Source organism: Amycolatopsis sp. NPDC114503 (assembly GCF_055633655.1).
On record NZ_JBVKDT010000003.1, the window covers coordinates 525,598 to 544,001 of the forward strand.

The 18,404-nt window shown below is 70.7% G+C and carries 11 protein-coding genes; 6 read left to right on the forward strand and 5 right to left on the reverse strand.

Annotated elements, in window-relative coordinates; all coding sequences use genetic code 11:
- Positions 1 to 77 precede the first annotated feature (77 nt).
- The 3 genes from ACZ7OI_RS15035 to ACZ7OI_RS15045 form a co-directional block, all read right to left on the reverse strand.
- Complete coding sequence (locus tag ACZ7OI_RS15035) at positions 78 to 1,295, reverse strand: cytochrome P450 (protein WP_470264760.1); 1,218 nt, start codon at positions 1,293 to 1,295, stop codon at positions 78 to 80.
- Complete coding sequence (locus tag ACZ7OI_RS15040; RefSeq protein ID WP_470264761.1) at positions 1,292 to 7,030, reverse strand: SDR family NAD(P)-dependent oxidoreductase; 5,739 nt, start codon at positions 7,028 to 7,030, stop codon at positions 1,292 to 1,294. The genes ACZ7OI_RS15035 and ACZ7OI_RS15040 overlap by 4 nt, the downstream gene beginning before the upstream one ends.
- Before the next feature lie 581 nt (positions 7,031 to 7,611).
- Entirely contained in the window at positions 7,612 to 8,913 is a 1,302-nt protein-coding gene (locus tag ACZ7OI_RS15045; protein ID WP_470264762.1) for a threonine/serine exporter family protein, read from the reverse strand.
- Between the two features lie 275 nt (positions 8,914 to 9,188).
- Between ACZ7OI_RS15045 and ACZ7OI_RS15050 the strand changes: the two genes are divergently transcribed.
- Both ACZ7OI_RS15050 and ACZ7OI_RS15055 read left to right on the forward strand, forming a co-directional pair.
- Complete coding sequence (locus ACZ7OI_RS15050; RefSeq protein WP_470264763.1) at positions 9,189 to 11,246, forward strand: hypothetical protein; 2,058 nt, start codon at positions 9,189 to 9,191, stop codon at positions 11,244 to 11,246.
- Positions 11,247 to 11,272: 26 nt separating this feature from the next.
- Positions 11,273 to 12,904, forward strand: coding sequence for an ABC transporter substrate-binding protein (locus ACZ7OI_RS15055; RefSeq protein WP_470264764.1), 1,632 nt, complete (start codon positions 11,273 to 11,275; stop codon positions 12,902 to 12,904).
- Here ACZ7OI_RS15055 and ACZ7OI_RS15060 read toward each other — a convergent pair.
- Entirely contained in the window at positions 12,873 to 14,141 is a 1,269-nt protein-coding gene (locus ACZ7OI_RS15060) for an NADH:flavin oxidoreductase/NADH oxidase family protein (RefSeq protein WP_470264765.1), read from the reverse strand. The genes ACZ7OI_RS15055 and ACZ7OI_RS15060 overlap by 32 nt on opposite strands.
- 63 nt (positions 14,142 to 14,204) lie before the next feature.
- Here ACZ7OI_RS15060 and ACZ7OI_RS15065 point away from each other — a divergent pair, with 63 nt between their 5' ends.
- The 4 genes from ACZ7OI_RS15065 (at position 14,205) to ACZ7OI_RS15080 (ending at position 16,899) form a co-directional block, all read left to right on the forward strand.
- A complete protein-coding gene (locus ACZ7OI_RS15065) occupies positions 14,205 to 14,786 on the forward strand; it encodes a TetR/AcrR family transcriptional regulator (RefSeq protein ID WP_470264766.1) in 582 nt (193 codons plus the stop codon).
- 81 nt (positions 14,787 to 14,867) lie between these two features.
- Entirely contained in the window at positions 14,868 to 15,812 is a 945-nt protein-coding gene (locus tag ACZ7OI_RS15070; protein WP_470264767.1) for an acetoacetate decarboxylase family protein, read from the forward strand.
- On the forward strand, positions 15,809 to 16,513 hold the full coding sequence (locus ACZ7OI_RS15075) for a type 1 glutamine amidotransferase domain-containing protein (protein ID WP_470264768.1): 705 nt from the start codon (positions 15,809 to 15,811) through the stop codon (positions 16,511 to 16,513). The genes ACZ7OI_RS15070 and ACZ7OI_RS15075 overlap by 4 nt, the downstream gene beginning before the upstream one ends.
- A gap of 245 nt (positions 16,514 to 16,758) precedes the next feature.
- Positions 16,759 to 16,899 (forward strand): hypothetical protein, encoded by a 141-nt coding sequence (locus tag ACZ7OI_RS15080; protein WP_470264769.1) that lies wholly within the window; start codon positions 16,759 to 16,761, stop codon positions 16,897 to 16,899.
- A gap of 84 nt (positions 16,900 to 16,983) precedes the next feature.
- Here ACZ7OI_RS15080 and ACZ7OI_RS15085 read toward each other — a convergent pair whose 3' ends face one another.
- Positions 16,984 to 18,393, reverse strand: coding sequence for a TfuA-like protein (locus ACZ7OI_RS15085; protein ID WP_470264770.1), 1,410 nt, complete (start codon positions 18,391 to 18,393; stop codon positions 16,984 to 16,986).
- Positions 18,394 to 18,404: the final 11 nt, after the last annotated feature.

Here is an 18,404-nt window from a genome sequence, read left to right on the forward strand (position 1 = left end):
CCTGCGAACGTCCGTGAAGGGCTCCTTGAGGGAATCTGATTCCCTCAAGGAGCCCTTCACGGACCTCAGCGGGAGTTTTACTTCGCGGGCAACGCCTCTGTCCAGGTCAGCTCCAGCCGCTCCGGCCCCCGCTGCCGTCGCCCGCTGAGCCACGGCACGTCGGCCGAGTCGGCCGCCAGCGCCAGATCCGGGAACCGGGCCAGCAGCGTGCCCAGCGCGACCTGCAGTTCCAGCCGCGCCATCTGGGCGCCGAGGCAGTGGTGCGGGCCGTGGCCGAAGCCGACGTGGTGGTTGCGCGGGCGGGCCAGGTTCAGGTCCTCCGGGCACTCGAACACCGTCGCGTCGCGGTTGGCGCCGTCCACGTCGGCGAACACCGCCTCGCCCTTGCGGATCAGCTGGCCGCCGATTTCGACGTCCTCGCTGGCGATGTGCGCGAAACTGGCGCTCGCGCTGAGCGGGACGAACCGCAGCAGTTCCTCGACCGCCGACGGCATCAGGCCGGGATCCGAGCGCAGGCGCGCCAGCTGGTCCGGGTTCGTCAGCAGGGTGTAAAGCAGGTTGGAGATGTGGTTCGCGGTCGTCTCGTGGCCGACTGCCAGGATTCCGCCGGACAGGTCGATCAGCTCGCCCTCGGTCAGCCGGCCCTCGTCGTCGCGGGCCCGCACCAACGCGCCGATCAGGTCGTCGGTCGGGGTCTCCCGGCGTTCCGCGACCAGACCCGCGATGTAGCCCCACAGTTCGCGCTGCGCGGTCATGATCGCGGTGTGGTCCGAACCGGCGCCGCTGAGCATCAGCATGGTGTCGGTCCACATGTGCACCTTGTCGCGATCCTCCTGCGGCACCCCGAGAAGCTCGCACAGCGCGGTGATCGGCAGCGGGATCGAGAACGACGACACCAGATCCGCAGGCGGACCCTGCTCGATCATCCGGTCGATCAGGCCGTCGGTGATCTCCTGGACGCGCGGGCGCAGCGTTTCCACCCGTTTCGGCGTGAACGCGGCCGCCACCAGCCGGCGCAGCCGGGAGTGCACCGGGGGGTCCATGGTGATGATCGAGCTTTCGCTCTCGATCGCCTCGGTCCCGCGCGGCGCGTCCTTCCCGACGGTCAGGCTGCGCATCAGCCTGCGGTCCACCAGCACGGCCCGCACGTCCTCGTACCGCGTCGCCAGCCAGGCCTCGCCGCCGTAGGGCAGCCGCACCCGGCTCATCCCCGGCTGCTCGCGCATCTCGCCGTACCGGGCGTCGACCGCCAGCGCCGACGGTGCGAACGGGTACGGGCACACTTCAGTATTCACGACGAACTCCCAAGTCCGGCAACGGTTTCCACGATCGGTTCTGCTACGGATTCCAGCCACGCCCCGACGGCCGACGCCGTGCTCTCCGCGTCCTCGGCGACGAGGCTGAAATGGTCCCCGGGCACGGTTTCCACGCGGTCGGCCCGCGACCAGGTCGTCTGCCACCTCGACCCGGCCAGCTCCCCGAAGCTGCGGGCGGAACGCAGCAGCACCGTGGGGACCTGGATGTCCGGCGGCCCCGCGGCGGCGAGGAGGCCGAGGTAGCGGCCCATGGCGGTCAGTTGCGCCCGGTCGAAACCGCCGTCGTCCTGGCGGGTCAGCACCTCCCCGGCCATCGCGTGGACGGCGTTCTCGGCCGGGCCGCCGATCTCGTAGGTGTCCAGCAGGCACAGGCCCGCCGGAGCACGGCCGGTACGGGCCAGTTCCGCCGCCGCCGCTTCGGCCAGCAGCCCGCCGGACGAATACCCCAGCAGTGCGAAGGGTTCGCCGTCGGCTGCTTCGCGGGCCTGGTCGGCGAGGACCGCGACGAGCGTGGCGAGGTCGGCCGGAAGCAGTTCGTCCGAGGTGAAGCCTGGCAGGGACAGCACGGAGACGCGCCGGTCGCCGCGGAAAGGGGCGGCCAAGCGTCCATATTGGACAGCACCGGTCATCGCGGCGGGCGAGGGCACGCACAGCAGCGCGGGACGTCGTGGTCCCTCCGCCAGCCGTATCGGACGAGATCCTGTGGTCGATGCGTGAAACGACGGGCGCAGGTTCGCCGCGGCTCCGAGCAGGGCGACGCCTTCCGGTACTCGGCCCGCTGCCACCGCCTCGGCGAACAGCCGGGCGACCGGATCCGCCCGCGTCGGCACAGAAGGCTCCTCGGGAGTGTCCGAAAAGGACTCGTTCAGGAATTCCGCCAGGTCCCCGACTGTCGGATGGTCGAACACCACGGTCGCGCCCAGTGTCAGGCCGGTCAGTTCGGCGAGCCGGTTGCGGACCTGGACCGCGGTGAGCGAGTCGAAACCGAGATCCGGCAGCGCACGGTCGGGTGCGAGGGTCTCGCCGTGTCCGAGCACCGCCGCCACCTGCGTGCCGACCAGTTCCTCCAACCGCTCCCGGCGCTCAGCCGGCGGAGTACGGCGCAGCCGGCCCGCGGCAGAACCGCCTGCGCGCCGGGTCGTCCGCACGTGTCCGCGCAACAGCGGCGGGACGTCGCCGCCGCGCCACGCGTCGAGCCGCAGCGGGGCCAGTACCGGCGCCGGGTCGGCGAGGGCCGCGTCGAACAGGGCCAAGCCTGCTTCGGCGGTGAGGCCACCGGTGCGTTCGTCGGAGTTCCACAGCCCCCAGGCCAGTGACTGCGCGGGCAGTCCGAGGCTGCGGCGGTGCTGCGCGAGGGCGTCGAGGAACGCGTTCGCCGCCGCGTAGTTCGCCTGGCCGGGCGCGCCGAGAATGCCTGCGGCAGAAGAGAACAGGACGAACCTCTCGACGTCCCCAGCCAGTTGGTGCAGGTTCCACGCGGCAGTCGCTTTGGCCTCGAACACCGCGTCGACCTGGTCCTCGGTCAGCGAAGCGAGCATCCCGTCGGCCAGCACTCCCGCCGCGTGCACGATCGCCGTGACCGGGTGGGCGGTCAGCAGCGCGGCGACGGCGGATCGGTCGGTGAGGTCGCAGACCGCCACCTCGGCCTCCGCACCGAGCGCGGCCAGTTCGGCGGCGAGGACGTCCCCGCCCCGTCCGGTCCGGCTCGCCAGCACCAGCTTCCGGACCCCGTGGCGGCGGACCAGATGTTCGGCCACCAACTGGCCGAGCTGCCCGGTCCCGCCGGTGATCAGCACCGGGCCGGGGCTCCATTCCGCGCTTTCGGCGGCTTCGACGGCGACCAGGCGCGGGATCAGCGTTCTTTCGTCACGCACCACGACGGCTGGCTCGCGTACGGTCGCGATCAACTCGTCGGACGGCGGCGTGTCCGTGTCCAGGTGCACGATCCGGCCCGGGTGCTCGTTCTGCGCGGAGCGGACCAATCCGGCGACCGCCGCACCGGCCAGGTCCACCGGTTCGCCGGGCAGCCCGGCCGCGTGACGGGTGATCACCACGATCCGCCGGTCGTCCGCGAGCGCCGTGCGCAACGCGGCGAGGATCCGGTGGACTTCGTACTGAGCCGAGGCAGCGTCGGCTCCTGGCGAAACCGCCAAAGCCTGGACGTCGTCCGCTTTCCCGCCGGGAAGGGCGCACTCTGTCCATTCCGGACGGAGCAATGCCCCGGAGCGGGGCGCGTGCCGCACCCTGGTGACCGGACGCAACCTCAGCGAGCCGATCGTGGCCACCGGATTGCCCGAGTAATCCGAAAAGGACAGCGAAACCGTATTCTCCCCCAACGGTTTCACGTGTACTCGAAGCTCAGAGCTGCCAGTCGACCACAAGTCCACTTCGGACCACGAGTACGGCAGCAGCGTCCCCGCACCGGCCGCCGGGCCGAGACCGACAGCGTGCAGCGCCGAATCGGCAAGCCCGGGATGCAGACCGAACTCCCCAGCGTCCAGTACCGCGGATTCCGGCAGGGCGACTTCGGCGTACACCTCGTCCCCGCACCGCCAAGCGGTCTTCAGGCCCTGGAACAACGGCCCGTACTCGACGCCACGCTCGGCGAGCAGCTCGTACATCCCGTCGAGATCGATCTCCTCGGCCCCGGCAGGCGGCCAAGCCGGACCGGTCTCAGGCGCCGGGCCAGCCGGAGCCAGCGCACCGTCGGCGTGCCGCATCCAAGGCGCGTCGCCGGTCTGCGCATGGATGCTCAACGGGCGCACTCCGGCTTCGTCAGCCCCGCCGACGCGGACCTGAACCCGAACCCCGTGGCCGCCCAGAACCAGCGGCGCGTGCACGGTCAGCTCGCGAACCCGCGTGTCCCCCGCCTCTTCCCCGGCGCGCAGGGCGAGTTCCAGGAATCCGGTGCCGGGAAACACCACCGAGCCGCCGACAGCGTGTCCCGCCAGCCAAGGCTGCGCGGCGACCGAGATCCGGCCGTGCAGCAGGAATCCGTCGCCGTCGGCGAGCGGAACCGCGGCGCCGAGCAATGGGTGCCCGGCAGCTTCGAGCCCGGTCGCGGACAGGTCTCCCGCCTCGTCCGAAGCGGACAGCCAGTAGTGTTCCCGCTGGAAGGGGTAGGTCGGCAAGTCCACGAACCCCGCTCCGCGCGGCGCGAGAACCGCCGCCCAGTCCAGGGAGACCCCGTCGCTGTGCAGCGCCCCGATCGCCTCGGCGATCGCGACGTCCTCAGGCACATCGCGGCGCAGCGCGGCGACGGCCAGCGGAGCGTCCGGCAGCAGTGCGGTGAGCGGCCCGTCCGCGCCGAGTTCGAAAAACCGGGTGACGCCTTGGCTTTCCAACGTGCGGACCGCATCGCCGAACCGGACCGCGCTGCGGATGTTGCGCACCCAGTAATCGGCGTCGAAGGATTCGATCGGCTCGCCCGTCACCGTGGACACGACGGGCAGTTCTGGCGTCGCGCAGGCGACCCGAGCGGCGATCGCGCGGAACGGTTCCAGCACCGGGTCCATCAGCCGCGAATGGCAGGCCACCGACAGCGCCAGCCGCTTGGTACGCCGCCCCGCAGCGGAGAACCGGACGACAACGGCCAGCACCGCCGCTTCCTCCCCGGAGACGACGACCGATCGCGGACCGTTGACCGCCGCGACGTCGACCGCTTCACCGGCGAATTCCTCCGGCTCCGCTTCGATCGCCGCCATCACCCCGCGCGGCTGGGCCTGCATCAGCGCGGCCCGCGCGACGACCAGCTCCGCCGCGTCCGCGAGCGTCAGCACTCCCGCACAATGCGCGGCCGCAAGTTCGCCCCCGGAGTGTCCACAAAGGACGTCCGGCACCAGCTGCCACGATTCGGCCAGCCGGAACAACGCGACCTCGATCGCGAACAATCCCGCTTGGCTGTACCGGAACTCGTCGAGCGGTCCGCCGACCGCCTCCCGCAGCGGCCGGTCGAGATGCCGGTCGAGTTCCGCGCAAGCAGCGGCATAAGCCTTCGCGAACACCGGGTACGCGGCGGCCAATTCCTCGCCCATGCCCGTCCGCTGTGACCCGGCACCGGAGAATAGGAACGCCAGCGGCCCCTCGCCGCGCGCCAGTTTGCCCTCGCCGCGCACCGCTCTCGCGGCCGGATCGGCCAACCCCGCGAGCAGTTCGCCCCGATCACGCGCAACGACTGCCGCGCAATGGTCCAGATGCGTGCGCCCAGTCGCGAGCGTCCAGGCAACGTCCGCCGGACGGAGATCCGGCTCCTCGCGCAGCCGCTCGGCCAGCCGTTCCGCCTGCGCCCGCAAGGCCTTCGGATCGCGCCCGCTGAGCACGACCGGCACCGCCACCCCGTCGCTAGCCACGGTTTCGGCAGGTGCCGGAGCTTCCTCCAGCACGACGTGAGCGTTCGTCCCGCTGAGCCCGAAACTCGAGACCGCACCCCGGCGCGGCCGAGACCCGCGCGGCCATGGCGTCGCCTCGGTCAGCAGTTCGACCGCACCGGCAGACCATTCGATCCGGCTGCTGGGCGCGTCCACGTGCAAGGTCTTGGGCAGCAGTTCGTGCCGCAACGCGAGGCCCAGTTTCAGCAGCCCAGCCACCCCGGACGCGGCCTGGGTGTGCCCGAGATTGGATTTCAACGACCCGAGCCGCAGCGGATCCCCGTCGCCCCGGTCCGCGCCGTAAGTGGCCAGAAGCGCCTGCGCCTCAATGGGATCGCCGAGCGGCGTCGCTGTCCCGTGCGCCTCCACGACGTCGATCTGCGCAGCGGACAACCGGGCCGACGCCAGCGCCTGCCGGATCACCCTGCGCTGCGCCGGACCGTTCGGCGCGGTAATGCCGTTCGACGCGCCGTCGGAATTGACCGCGCTGCCGCGAAGCACCGCCAGGATCGGGCGACCGGACCGGCGCGCGTCGGAAAGCCGTTGCAGCACCAGCATTACACAGCCTTCGGACCACGCCGTTCCGTCGGCGGACTCCGCGAAGCTCCGGCACCGCGCGCCGCGCGACAACGTGCCGTCCTTGCTGAACTCGACGAACGTGCGCGGCGTCGACATCACCGTCGCCCCGCCCGCGAGCGCGAGCTCGCACTCCCCCGCGCGCAGCGCCTGCGCCGCGAGATGCACGGTGACCATCGACGACGAGCACGCGGTGTCCACCGTGATCGCCGGTCCCTGCAGCCCGAACGTGTAGGCCACCCGGCCGGACACCATCCCGGACGCGGCGAAACTGCCCGGATAGTCGTGGTACATCACGCCGGTGAACACGCCGGTCCGGCTGCCGCCCAGCGAACGCGGCGGAATCCCGGCCCGTTCGAGGGATTCCCAGCCGGTTTCCAGCAGGAGCCGCAGCTGCGGGTCCATCAGCAGGGCGTCGCGCGGGCTGATCCCGAAGAGCCCGGCGTCGAATTCGCCCGCACCGGTCAGAAACCCGCCCTCTCGCACCGAAATCGACCCCGGCCGGACCCCTTCGGGATCGTAAAGCCGTTCGACGTCCCAGCCCCGGTCGTCCGGGAACCCGCCGATCGCGTCGCCGCCGTCGGCGAGAAGCCGCCACAACTGCTCCGGCGTCTCGATCCCGCCCGGCAGCCGGCACCCGGCACTGACGATCGCGACCGGTTCCGCTCCCGCGGCCGCACCGAGCAGCCGCCGGTTCTCGTCTTTGAGCCGATGATTCTCCTTCAGCGACGTACGCAATGCGGCGACCAGGTTGCGTTCAGACTCGCTCAACGGCCCCCCAGGGCTAGATGTGCGGCATGACCAGTCCGACATTACGCACCAACCGGATCACTGCCACCCCCTAGATAATGGGCCGCCGCCCGCGCACGGGGCTGATCGGCGCGGGGATCTCCCTTCCCTCAGCCGAAATTCCGCCGCTCCCCTCCTCTCAGGTGCCGAGGTGGGCCTGTTCGCGGCGACGTCCGCCCTCCTCGCCACCGGTCGGCGCAACGCCGCAGCCCGAGCACCGGACCAGCACCGATCGCCCCCGCCGCCACGACTGCTTCCATGACCGCGTCCCAGGAAGCAACGAGCCGCCGCCCGTACACCCGGCATAGCCGCGCGGGAATCTCCCTTCCCTCAGCCGAAATCGCGCCACCCCTTCCCTCAGACACCAAGATTCACCCGACAACCGCGCCACCCCAACGCCCGAGTTACCACCCGAGCACCAGACCACCGCCGATCACGGCAGTCGGCACGACCGCTTCCGCCACGTCATCCCAGGAACCCATGACTCACCGCTCGCGAACTCCGGTGATCACCACGGAGTCCCCCTTCCCTCAACCGAAACCCGCCTCCCTCCTCCTTCCCCCTCAAATACCAAGATCGACCCCCTCACCGCGGCGCTCGCCCGGCGACCGCGCCACCGGCCTCCGCAGCGCCGCCAGTTGCAACCCGAGCACCACGCCGACACCGATCGCCGCGGTCGACAGGATTGCCTCCGCCACCGCGTCCCAGGAGCCGGGGACGCGGGCGAAAACCTGCGACAAGCTCAAGTACATCGCCGGTCCCGGCAGCACGGCACCGGTCAACCCGGGGATCGTGACCACCGCGGTCGGCACCTTCAAGATCCGGGACGCCGCACCGGCGAGGATGCCCAGCACCGTGGTGGCAAGGAAAATCGACACCGGAGCGGACAGGCCGAGCACCGACCTTCCGGTCCAGTTCGCCAGCGACGTCACGAGTCCCGCCCCGCAGGCGAGCAGCCACCACCGTGCCGGGGCGCCCATCAGGATCGCGTTCCCCAGCGAACCGACCAGCGCCGTCACCGGCACCAAGGCGAGCGGCAGCGCGGCGAGCGAAACGCGGCTGGCCTCGCCGAGGATGTCGAGGTCGTTCGCCACCGACACCACGACCATCACCCCGGTCGCGATCGCCCCGGTCAGCAGCAGCACCGTCACGATCCGCGCGGCGGCCATCAGGTGGAAATCGCCGACGGCGTCCTCGACCAGCGACACCAACGACAGGATCGGCAGCAGCAGCACGAGATTCGCCGCCGAGAGGCTCGCTGCTTCATGCCCGGTGAGCACACCGAGCGACAGCAACGAAATCGCGACGACCAGCACGGTGCTCGCCTTGGCCGCGACCTGGAAGAACTCCGCGATGCCGACCGTGCTCAGCGCCCAACCGACGCGGTTGGCGAAAACGAACAACCCGGCGGACACCACCGCGGCCAGGACGGTCCCGTTCGCCTGCAGGCAAATCATCGCCGCGAGCAGGCACCCGCCGAGCAAACTCACGTACCACGGCCACGTCGGCCCCGCTTGAGCGAGGATTCCGGCGTCGCGCTCGGCATCGGCGGGCGAAATCGTACCGGCGCCCGCGCGGACCGCGAGCGCCTCCAGATCTCCCATCCGGCCGATGTCGCGTGCGTCGTTCGCCTGCACGCTCCCGAACAAAACCAGCGGTTCCGCCCCGCCGCAGGGGCAGTATTGGAGGTGAATCGCCCGTACTCCCACCGAAATCCGCAGATCCCCGACGCCGCCGGCCAGCGCCAGCCCGCGGACCGTGCGCACGATGACCGCCGTTTCGATTCCCTGCCGGAACATCTGCATCGCCACGTCGAGCGCGAAGCTCAGCACCCTTCGCGCTTGTTCGCGCTCGTCCTTTGCCATGACCCGAACTTTAAGGAGCCGCCCAGACAAAAACGCGCCCTCGAACGCGCCTCTCGCGAGTCTTCGCCCGATCGTGGCGCCGCGCCGCTCGCAGCCCTTGTTCCAGCCACCGGAACGCCCCCGGACAGTCTCTTGCGCGCCCGGCCAGGATGGCCACACTTCTGAGTGAACCGCCGCGATACCTGTGACACGGCCCACAGCTGAACCGACACACCGTCTGCCGTGCCCGCGCACCGCGAGCCGAACAGCGTGTCCAAGACCTGGGGGAACCACCCGTGCTCACTGCCGCAGAACTCTTTGTCCGGCAGGCATTCCGGCGACCGGCGGAGGGGACGTCCGTTCCGGAGCCGGTGGTCGCGCTGCTCGGGCCGAAGGGCGCGGGCAAGAGCACCGCGCTGAACGCGATCGCCGGCGCCTGCGGCGGCACGCTGGTGCACGCCCGGCTCGATTTCCGGGACGCCCGCGTCGCCGACCCGATCTCCGCCGTCGCCTACGTTTCCTTCCTGCTGGCACGGCACTGGGACAACCTGCCGCGCGATCCGACCTTCCACCGCGTCGGGCTTTCCTTGCTGGCGCTGAACGAAACCCTGCCGCAGGACCGGGACGCCGCCCGCGCGCGCCTGCTCCAGCTCATCGCAGGCTACCTGCACCAGGAGGACGAAGGGCAGATCGCGGACGTGGCCGGCGAAGCGGTCCAGTTCGCCCTGTCGCTGACCGGGATCGGGGATCAGGTGCCAGGGCCCGCGGTCCAGCACGCGGTCAGCAGCGGAATCCGCGCGCTGCTGCGCCTCGCGAACCGACGGCGGCGAAGCGTGCGGCAGGCGCTGCGGTGGTTCAGCGGCCTGCTCGAGGGAGCCGGCACGATCGGCGCGCTGATCGAACTGAGCCACCGCAGTTCGGATCCGCTCCCGCACGTCATGAACGCATTCCTGACCGATTTGTCGCGCAGCGCCGACCAATGGACGACGCCGGTGCGGCGATGCCGCTGCCTGACCCCGCGCGGACAGTACGGCGCGCACGAGCACGCCTGGGCGCTGCTGATCGACAACGTCGACGCCACCCCCACCGGCCGCGAATTCCTCTCCGCTCTCGTGCGAGCACGGCAGAATCGGTTGCCCGAGCGCGATCCGCTGCTGATCGTCGCGGCGATGGACCGATGGTCGGCCGGGTGGGGTCATTGGTGGCGGGAGCCATGGCGGACGAAAGCGGACTGTCCGGGCAAGCGGCCGATCCCCCTGCTGTCCCAGGCCGATTTCAAGCAGTGGACCCAGCATCTGGCCGCCAGCGCCGAAGCGGGCGCGGCTCCGGCGCGGGCCTGGTATCCCGTCTGGCTGGATCCGCCCGGCCCCGAAGTGCTTCGCGAACTCGCCCCGACGACGCCGGACGGCTGGGACCCGGCCGTCTTCGACCAGTTCGTCCAGCGGCTCACCGGCGGCCTGCCCGCCGCCGCGCAGGAGATCGGCCGCCGAGTCGCCGAACCGCCAGCGGACACCGCACCGCTCGCGCGCTCGCTGCTGTTCCAGCAGCACAACGGAATCGCACTCTGGGAACGCGCGCTGACGTCCTTCCTGCCGAGGTCGCTGCTGGCGGACCCGCTGCACGTCGTCGTTCCGCAGGCGGTCGCGGTGGCGGTCCGGCTCCGTCAGCCCGGGCCGTCCGCCGACCTGAGCCGCGTCGACTTCCCCGGCGCCAACCAGATCCTGAACGCGCTGCGCGAAAACCTGTGGGTCAGCACCTTCGCCGCCCGCCCTTCGCGGCTGTGGCCGGTCGCCGCGCCCGAGGAGGAGCACCCCGCGGTCCTGCATCCGTGGCTGCTCGCCTGCCTGATGGCGGGTCTGCACGCGCAGAGCGCAGCCGGCCTGCACGCCACCGCCATGACCTGGGCCGACGTGTTCAGCTCGATGGCGGCCACGTGCGCCGGACCGAGCGGCGAGGCGGACTTGGCCCGCCGGCTGTACTACCACCTCGCCTGCGACAACTTCGACAAGGTGGTCGGGGAAGTGGTGCGGCAGTTCTCCGAGGCCGAGCACCCGGACTGGATCCGGCTCGTGGACCAGGTGACCACCGCCCCGTGCCGGTGGCCCGCGCTCGAGCCGGTCGACGACATCGTGCGGCGGCTCGTGCCGGACGGGCGGCTGGGCCGGGCGTCGGCCGAGGCCGCCGTCAGCTGCATCGTGGCCCTGCTCTGGCTGTACCAGGACGCGCACACCCTGCCGGACCCGGTGCGGGACCAGCGGATCCGCAAGAACTTCTCCCGGCTGGCCGGCAACTATTCGGCCCGGGTGGACACGGACGCGCTGATCGACGCCGCCGAGCGCTTCGACAGCCAGTAAGCCGCCTCTTCCCCGACAGGAGCGCGATGAGCCTCATCAGCAAGTTTCTGCACTGGTTCACCGACAAATTCCCGAAGCTGAGCAACTGGGTGCTGCGACGCCCGGTGCTGGCCACCAGCTTCGCCACCCTGACAGTGGTCGTGCTCGTCGCCGCGGGCTTCCTCGTGCCCCCGCTGTTCGCCCGATGCGGGGCAGGCATGTCCGCCGATTCGAACGGCGCCTGTATCGGCATCAATCTGGACAGTGCGCAGTTCCGGACGGACGAACCGGAGCACATGCGGGACCTGGAAAAGACGATCCGGGCCGGCAACGAAGCGGTGACCGGCGATTACGTGTCCGTCGTGCTGTTGCAGGACATGTCGCCGAACGAGGGCGTCGACACCAGGCTCTACCCCGATCTGTACCCCGACATCGAGGGCGCGATCGCGGGAGTGTGGCGGGCCAACCACACCGCCGCGTTCCAGGGCAGCGTGCCGAAGGTGAAGCTGTTCCTGGCCAGCATGGGCAGCCAGTACGCGAGCTGGTCCGAGGCCGTGGACGAGATCTCCGAGCACGCGGCCGCCCAGCACGTGGTCTCGGTGATCGGGCTCGGGCAGAGCATGGACAACACCCGCGCGGCGGCGGCGAAACTGACCGGCCAGGCCCGTCTTCCGGTGATCGGCGCGACGGTCACCGGCGACACCATGAACCTCACCCCCGAGGGCAAGCTCAACACCGGCTTCTTCCGCACCTCGCCCACCAACACCCACTCCGTCGCGGCCGCCGCCCGCTACATCGCGAGCATCGAGCCGGACCCGGCGCGGGTCGCGATCGTGCAGGACAACATCCCCGGCGACGACTACACCCAGACGCTCGGCGCGACGGCCGTCAAGGAAATGCCCGCCGCGCACCGGTTCCCGTTCACGTCGCCGGGCGCGCTGCCCGCCGACGTCTCCCGCAGCGACCCGCTGCTCACCCAATTCGCTTATCTGGACCAGAATCTCTGCTCGGTCGCGCCGACGGTCGTCTACTTCACCGGCCGCGGCACCGATCTCGGGCCGTTCGTGCAATCCTGGACGCAGGGGAACACCCCGTGCGCCAACGGAAAACTGACCGTCGTCACCGGCGACGACGGCGGCTCCGCGATCAACGAGGCCAGCCTCCGAGACGCCCTCCGCGGCGGCCACGTCCGGGTGCTGTTCACCTCGCTGGCCAGTCCCGACGAATGGGGCCCGTGCAACGGTTCCGCCGAACAGGCCGCCTACAACACGTTCCAGGCAGTCTTCACCGGCCGGCCCGGGACGTGCGACGGACAGCCGGCCCGCGCGGACGACGGCGCCGCCTCGCTGGGCTTCTCCGTCGTGGATCTGGGCAGCGGCGAAGGCATCCTCACCCACGACGCCGTGATGGTCGCCGTGACCGCCGCCCGCCGCGCCGCGAACGGCAACGCCGACACGGTCGTGCGCTCGCCCCTGTCCCAAATCGGGCTCATCGAGGAAATGCGGTGCCAGAACGCCATTCGCGGGGCGAGCGGCACCATCCAGTTCAGCCCGGATCAGGCGCAGTACGGCAACCCGGTGGAGAAACCGTTCCCGGTCGTGGAGATCAGGGCGGACGGGTCCACTGCGACGGTGTGGAACAAGGCGCTCACGCCTGCTGTGCCGAAAGCGTCCTGCTGACACCCCGGTCCGCGAGCCAACCCCGGTAACGGCGCAAGGCACGTCGCTGCAGAACGGTCTCTTTCACGAGAGCCAGCTTCGCATTCGCACGCAACCGCGGCGCACGACCCGCACCCAGCCGCCGCAGCTGACGACGCACCCGGGCCATCCCCGCCGCAGACGCCACCGCCTTGTCCCTGATCGCCACCGGCGCGAGCTCGACGACGGCGTCCTCGCCGTGAAGCCATTTCTTCGGCAGATCCGGATCCATCGCGAGCGCGGTCCCCATCCCGGCCAGGTCGATGCCGCCCGCCAGGACCTGCTCGGCGACCGGCCGCCGGACGATGCCGCCGGTCAGCATCAGCGGCAGCGGGCTCGTCCGGGCGAGTTCTTCCGCCAGAGTCAGGAAGTACGCCTCCCTGGCCACGGTGCGCTCGTCGGCGGACCGGCCGGACATCGCCGGGCTTTCGTAGCTGCCGCCGGACAGTTCGACTGCGTCGACGCCGAGCGGAGCCAGCATTTCGATCACCCGGCCGGCGTCCGCGGCATCGAATCCGCCGCGCTGGAAATCGGCCGAGTTCAGCTTCACCGCGACCGTGAAATCCGGGGACACCCCCGCGCGCACGGCTCGCACGATGTCGAGCAACAGCCGGGCGCGGTTGCCCAAACTGCCGCCCCACTCGTCGGTGCGCGTGTTGACCAGCGGCGAAAGGAACTGCGACAGCAGGTATCCGTGCGCGGCGTGGATCTCGACGCCGTCGAACCCGGCTTCCTCGGCACGACGCGCGGTTTCGGCGAAGCGCGCCACCGTCTGTCCAATGTGGTCAGAGGTCATCCCGGTCGGCCGGGCGAACCGCTTGCTCTGCTTGCCGAGGTCCACCTTCACCTCCGACGGGCCCCAAGCGACGCCCGGCAGGTCGGCCAGCACCTGGCGGCCGGGGTGGTTGATCTGCATCCACACCCGCGCGCCGCCGCTCTTGGCCGCGTCCGCCCACGCGCGAAACGGCTCCAGCGGCGACCGCTCGTCCAGCACGATGCCCGCCGGGCCGGTCATCGCTTCGGCGTGCACCATCACGTTGCCGGTGACGAGCAGCCCGGCGCCGCCCGCGCTCCAGCGGCGGTACAGGCGGCGGATCGGCTCGTCGGGCAGCTGCCCGGGGCCGGCCATGTTCTCCTCCATGGCCGCCTTGACGAGCCGATTGGGCAGCGCCGGCCCGTGGGCGGGCGCGAACGGCGCGAACAGGGGCGAGGTTGTCATGATTCCTTCGATCCGTGCGGTATGTTTGCAGTGCTCACATGAGAGTAGGAGGCGATGTAAGCGGTGTCAACTTCCACGAAGGACGGCTACCACCACGGCGATCTGCGGGCCGCCCTGCTGACGACCGCGATGGAGATGCTCGAGCAGGGCGAACAGTTCTCCCTGCGCGCTGTCGCACGGAAAGCGGGCGTCTCGCCGACCGCCCCGTACCGGCATTTCGCCGACCGCGAAGCACTGGAGTCGGCCCTGGCCGCCCAAGGCCTGCGCGACCTGAACGGCGACCTGGTCCAGGACGACGCGATGCCGGCCACGGTCGCCGAACTGGCCGAACTGGGCGTCGCGTACGTCGACTTCGCCCTGCGCCGCCCGGCGTTGTTCCGGCTCATGTTCGGCAACGCCTGCGACGACACGAACGACGACCGCGTCGCCGCCGCAGCCGCGGTGCACGAGACCCTCGCCCGCGCCGTTGCCGCCGTGTTCCCCAAGGCCGACCTCGCCGCCATCACCATCGCCGGCTGGGGAATGGTGCACGGACTCGCCTGCCTGCACCTCGACGGCAAGCTCGCCAGCGACTCCCCCGAAGACGTCGCCAAGCAGGTCCGCGCGTCCTTCACCGCGGTCTTCGCCACTCGGACAGGTGAGTGACGCCAGCCGTGTTGACAGTGCTCACATCGAGGCCTACCGTGATGTAAGCACTGCACACATGACGCGACGGGAGCAACCCCGATGGCACCGACCAGCCAGGACAACCCGGCGGCGACCGGAACGACGGAGGTCGACCTCGGCGGTCGCCTCGTCGCCGTGCCCGAGGGCGGGCTGTTCGACCGCTACCGGATGGACACCGACCTCGACGAGGTGGCCCGCGACCCGCGCGTCAGCGGCGTCGAGTTCTTCCGCGGCCTGCCGAAGACGAGGGTCGAATCGCCGATCGGCCCCACCCTGACGCCGAACTTCTACTACCGGATGTCCTCGGCCCGCCTCACCATGCTCGCCCGTTCCCGCGCGATCCGCGCCCGGCTGCCGAAGGAGCTGGCTCCGCTGGAGGTCGCACCCGGCCTTGGCCTGGTGTCGGTGATGTTCTTCCGCTACGACGTGTGCGACATCGACTTCTACACCGAGGCCGCGGTCGGCGTCGCGGTCCGGCCCGCGCGGCACGGGAAGCTCGGGTTCGTCGATCTGCTCGCCGCGCTGAAAAACGACCACCTCGACACCTACGTCCTGTCGCTGCCGGTCAACACCGACATCGCGCAGGTCCGCGGCCACGACGGCTACGGCTTCCCGAAGTGGGTCACCGAACTGGACGTCGACATCGACGCGCACCGCACCGCCGCCCGCGTCGCCAACGACTCCGGCGAGGCCGACCTGACGCTGTCCGCGCCGACTCCCGCGCAGACCAGGCACCCCAGCGGCGAACGCGTCTCGGCCCTCACCTCGTACACGACGATCAACGGCGCGTGGCACTCGACGCTCAGCCAGACCAACGCCCTGTCGTCCGGCAGCGTGTCTTTCCCGCGCACTGTCGATCTGCGCCTCGGCCAGGGCCGGATGAGCGACGACCTGCGCTCGCTCAAGCCGGCCCGGCCGGTCCGGTTCGACGTGCTCGCCGAGGGCCAGCTCGCGCTGCACCTGCCGATCCCGTATTCGGTTCCCCAGCAAGGAGTTTCGCGATGACCAAGGTTCTGCAGGTGCTCTCCGCCGCCCGGGTCTGGACGCTGAAAGACGGCACCGAGCATCCGACCGGGTTCTGGGCCGAGGAGTTCGTCGTACCCTGCACGCTGTTCACCGAAGCGGGCTGGGACGTCACCGTCGCCACTCCCGGCGGCAAGCAGCCGGTGGTCGACAACCTCAGCCTCGGCGTCAAAGGCGGCGTTCTTCCGCGCACTGCCAAGAAACTGCGCGCGGAACTCGACCGCCTCTCCCCCGTGCTGGCGCAGCCCGCCGATCTGTCCGAAGCGGACCCGGACGAGTTCGACGTCGTCTTCTATTCCGGCGGCCACGGTCCGATGGAAGACCTCGCCGTCGACCCGGTTTCCGGCGCGCTGCTGACCGCACGGCTGTCCTCGGGCAAGCCGCTCGCGCTGCTGTGCCACGCGCCCGCCGCCGCGCTGGCCGCGAAGAACCCGGACGGGACCTGGCCGTTCGCCGGGTACCGGATGACCGGGCTTTCCAACGTCGAGGAACGGTTCAACCCGTTCGCGTGGAAAGCCAAGTGGCTGCTGGAAGACCGGCTGAAGGAAGCGGGCGCGGACTACACCGCCGGGCTTCCGCTGAAATCTCACGTCGTCGTCGACCGCGGCCTGTACACCGGCCAGAATCCCGGTTCCTCGGCCGCGCTCGCGCGCCGGATCATCGCCGACGTCTCCGCCGCATAGCGCACCTGACGCCACGCCTTGCGCTCGCAGGCTGATCGTGCTCGCCCGTCTCCGCGCGCAACGCTTCGCGAGGCGCACCACAAAGCGATGATTCCGGACAGCGACGGACGGATTTCCGATGAGAAAATCACGGTTCGGATCGCTGCTGGCCGCGGTGGGCGGCGCACTGCTCGCACTCCCTGCTCATTTCCCCCGCCGCCTCCGCCGAGCCTGCCTCGCCGGCCACCGTCGGCGACCTCGACGGCATGATGCCCCGCGAGTTCTGCCACGCGAACGGGCTCGCGGACGTCACCCGGCGCGCCGACGGCTGGTTCCGCATCGGGAACTACAAAATCGGCACCGCCGTCCCGCTGACGGCCGCCTGCCGCTGGCAGAATCCCGCCTGAGTCGCCAAAGGCTTCAGTCTCCTCTCCCATTTCGACAATCACGCCAACCGCTCCGGGACCCGCCGCCTGGCCCTGCCGCGCCAGCTAGACCTCCGCACGGAGCCGGCTCGCCACCGGCACCTCAGCCTCGACGGCGAGCCGGACCAGGTCCGGGTTGTACCGCGCGAGCAGGTAGAACGCCCGCCCCGCCATCACCAGGCTGTCCAGCGATTCCAGCCCGCGGTCCATCGCCGCCAGTTCCAGATCCTCCCGGGCGACTCCCCATCGCCCGGCGAACAAATCGAGGATCTTCTCGTGCGACAGGTCGTTCACGTCGCGGTCCCGCCCCTCGGCGAACACCCGGTCGTTGACCTCCCACGCCAGCCGCACGAGCCGCCGCGCGTTCTCCCACGACGGCTTTTCGCGCAACTGGCGCAGCGGCAGTTCCTCCCACGTCAGCCCCGGGTTCACCCGGAAACTGCGCACGAGGAACGTCAGGAGCCGCTCCGGCGGGGCCAGGGTTTCCTGCTCCGCCGAGGTCAGCCATTGCGCCGCGAGAAACCCCAGCCGCCCCGGCTCGGCCGGAAGCCGGTACAGGCCACGGTGTTCGCCGTGCCGCAAAGCGGTCTCAGCGTCGTCATCCCCTGGCTCCGTGCCGCATTCCTCCACGCACTTCGCCGCCAGGGCGCGGAAAATCACCTTTCGATGGAACTCCGGATAGTCGGCGGCGAACAGCTGGCAGGCCCGCAGCGCGCCGAGGTGGCCTTGGTGCGGCGAGTCCCCGATCTCCAGCCCCAACGCGGCCGTTTGCCACAGGTAGAGAAAGGAAGTCCGGTTCACCGCCGGCGGGTCGAGCGGGGTCGGCCGTTCGCGGCGCAACGCGTCCAGCAGCAGGATCGCGTCCGCACGCTTGGGGTCCAGCCGATGCGCGACGCAGTACCGGCCGATCTCCCGGGCGAGCTTCGGGTCGACTCCGGCTTCCCGACCGGCCGCGGCGAGTCCGTCGTAGGACCGCCGGCCGAAGGGCCAGCAGGACAGAACAGCGACCAGCCGCGCGACCGTCTCGCTGTCGCACACCCCGGCGGCCACGGCCTGGGAAAAGGTCGCGCGCATGCACACCAAGGGCTCCGAGAGCGGCCGGTAGTCCTCCTCCGGCGTGCTGTGCAGGAGGGTGACCTCGTCGTCCGCCTCGAGCCTGCCGTCGCGGTAGTCCGCGTAGATCCGGCCGATCCCCTCCATGCCGAAGACGTCCAGTTCGGCGGCCCGGAGCGCACCCATGCTGGCCGCGCCGAGCACCCGCACCCCGTCGCTCAGCAGCGCCAGGATTTCCTTGTGCCGCACCGTTCCGACCTGGTGGAAGTAGCCGTCGACGATGCCGACCGCGTCCCCGGCGGCCAGCGACAGCCGGGGCAGATCGCCCGCGGCCACCGGCGGCAGCACCTCGATGTCGCAGCCGCGCGCCAGTTCGGCGGCGTCGGGCAGGCTCGGACCGGCGAAGAGAATACGACGGGGCATGAGGCGTCCGT

Coding starts and splice junctions, on each gene's coding strand:
- ACZ7OI_RS15045 (WP_470264762.1), bottom strand. CDS start 8,913: ATGGCAAAGGACGAGCGCGAACAAGCGCGAAGGGTGCTGAGCTTCGCG.
- ACZ7OI_RS15055 (WP_470264764.1), top strand. CDS start 11,273: ATGAGCCTCATCAGCAAGTTTCTGCACTGGTTCACCGACAAATTCCCG.
- ACZ7OI_RS15060 (WP_470264765.1), bottom strand. CDS start 14,141: ATGACAACCTCGCCCCTGTTCGCGCCGTTCGCGCCCGCCCACGGGCCG.
- ACZ7OI_RS15070 (WP_470264767.1), top strand. CDS start 14,868: ATGGCACCGACCAGCCAGGACAACCCGGCGGCGACCGGAACGACGGAG.
- ACZ7OI_RS15075 (WP_470264768.1), top strand. CDS start 15,809: ATGACCAAGGTTCTGCAGGTGCTCTCCGCCGCCCGGGTCTGGACGCTG.
- ACZ7OI_RS15080 (WP_470264769.1), top strand. CDS start 16,759: ATGATGCCCCGCGAGTTCTGCCACGCGAACGGGCTCGCGGACGTCACC.
- ACZ7OI_RS15085 (WP_470264770.1), bottom strand. CDS start 18,393: ATGCCCCGTCGTATTCTCTTCGCCGGTCCGAGCCTGCCCGACGCCGCC.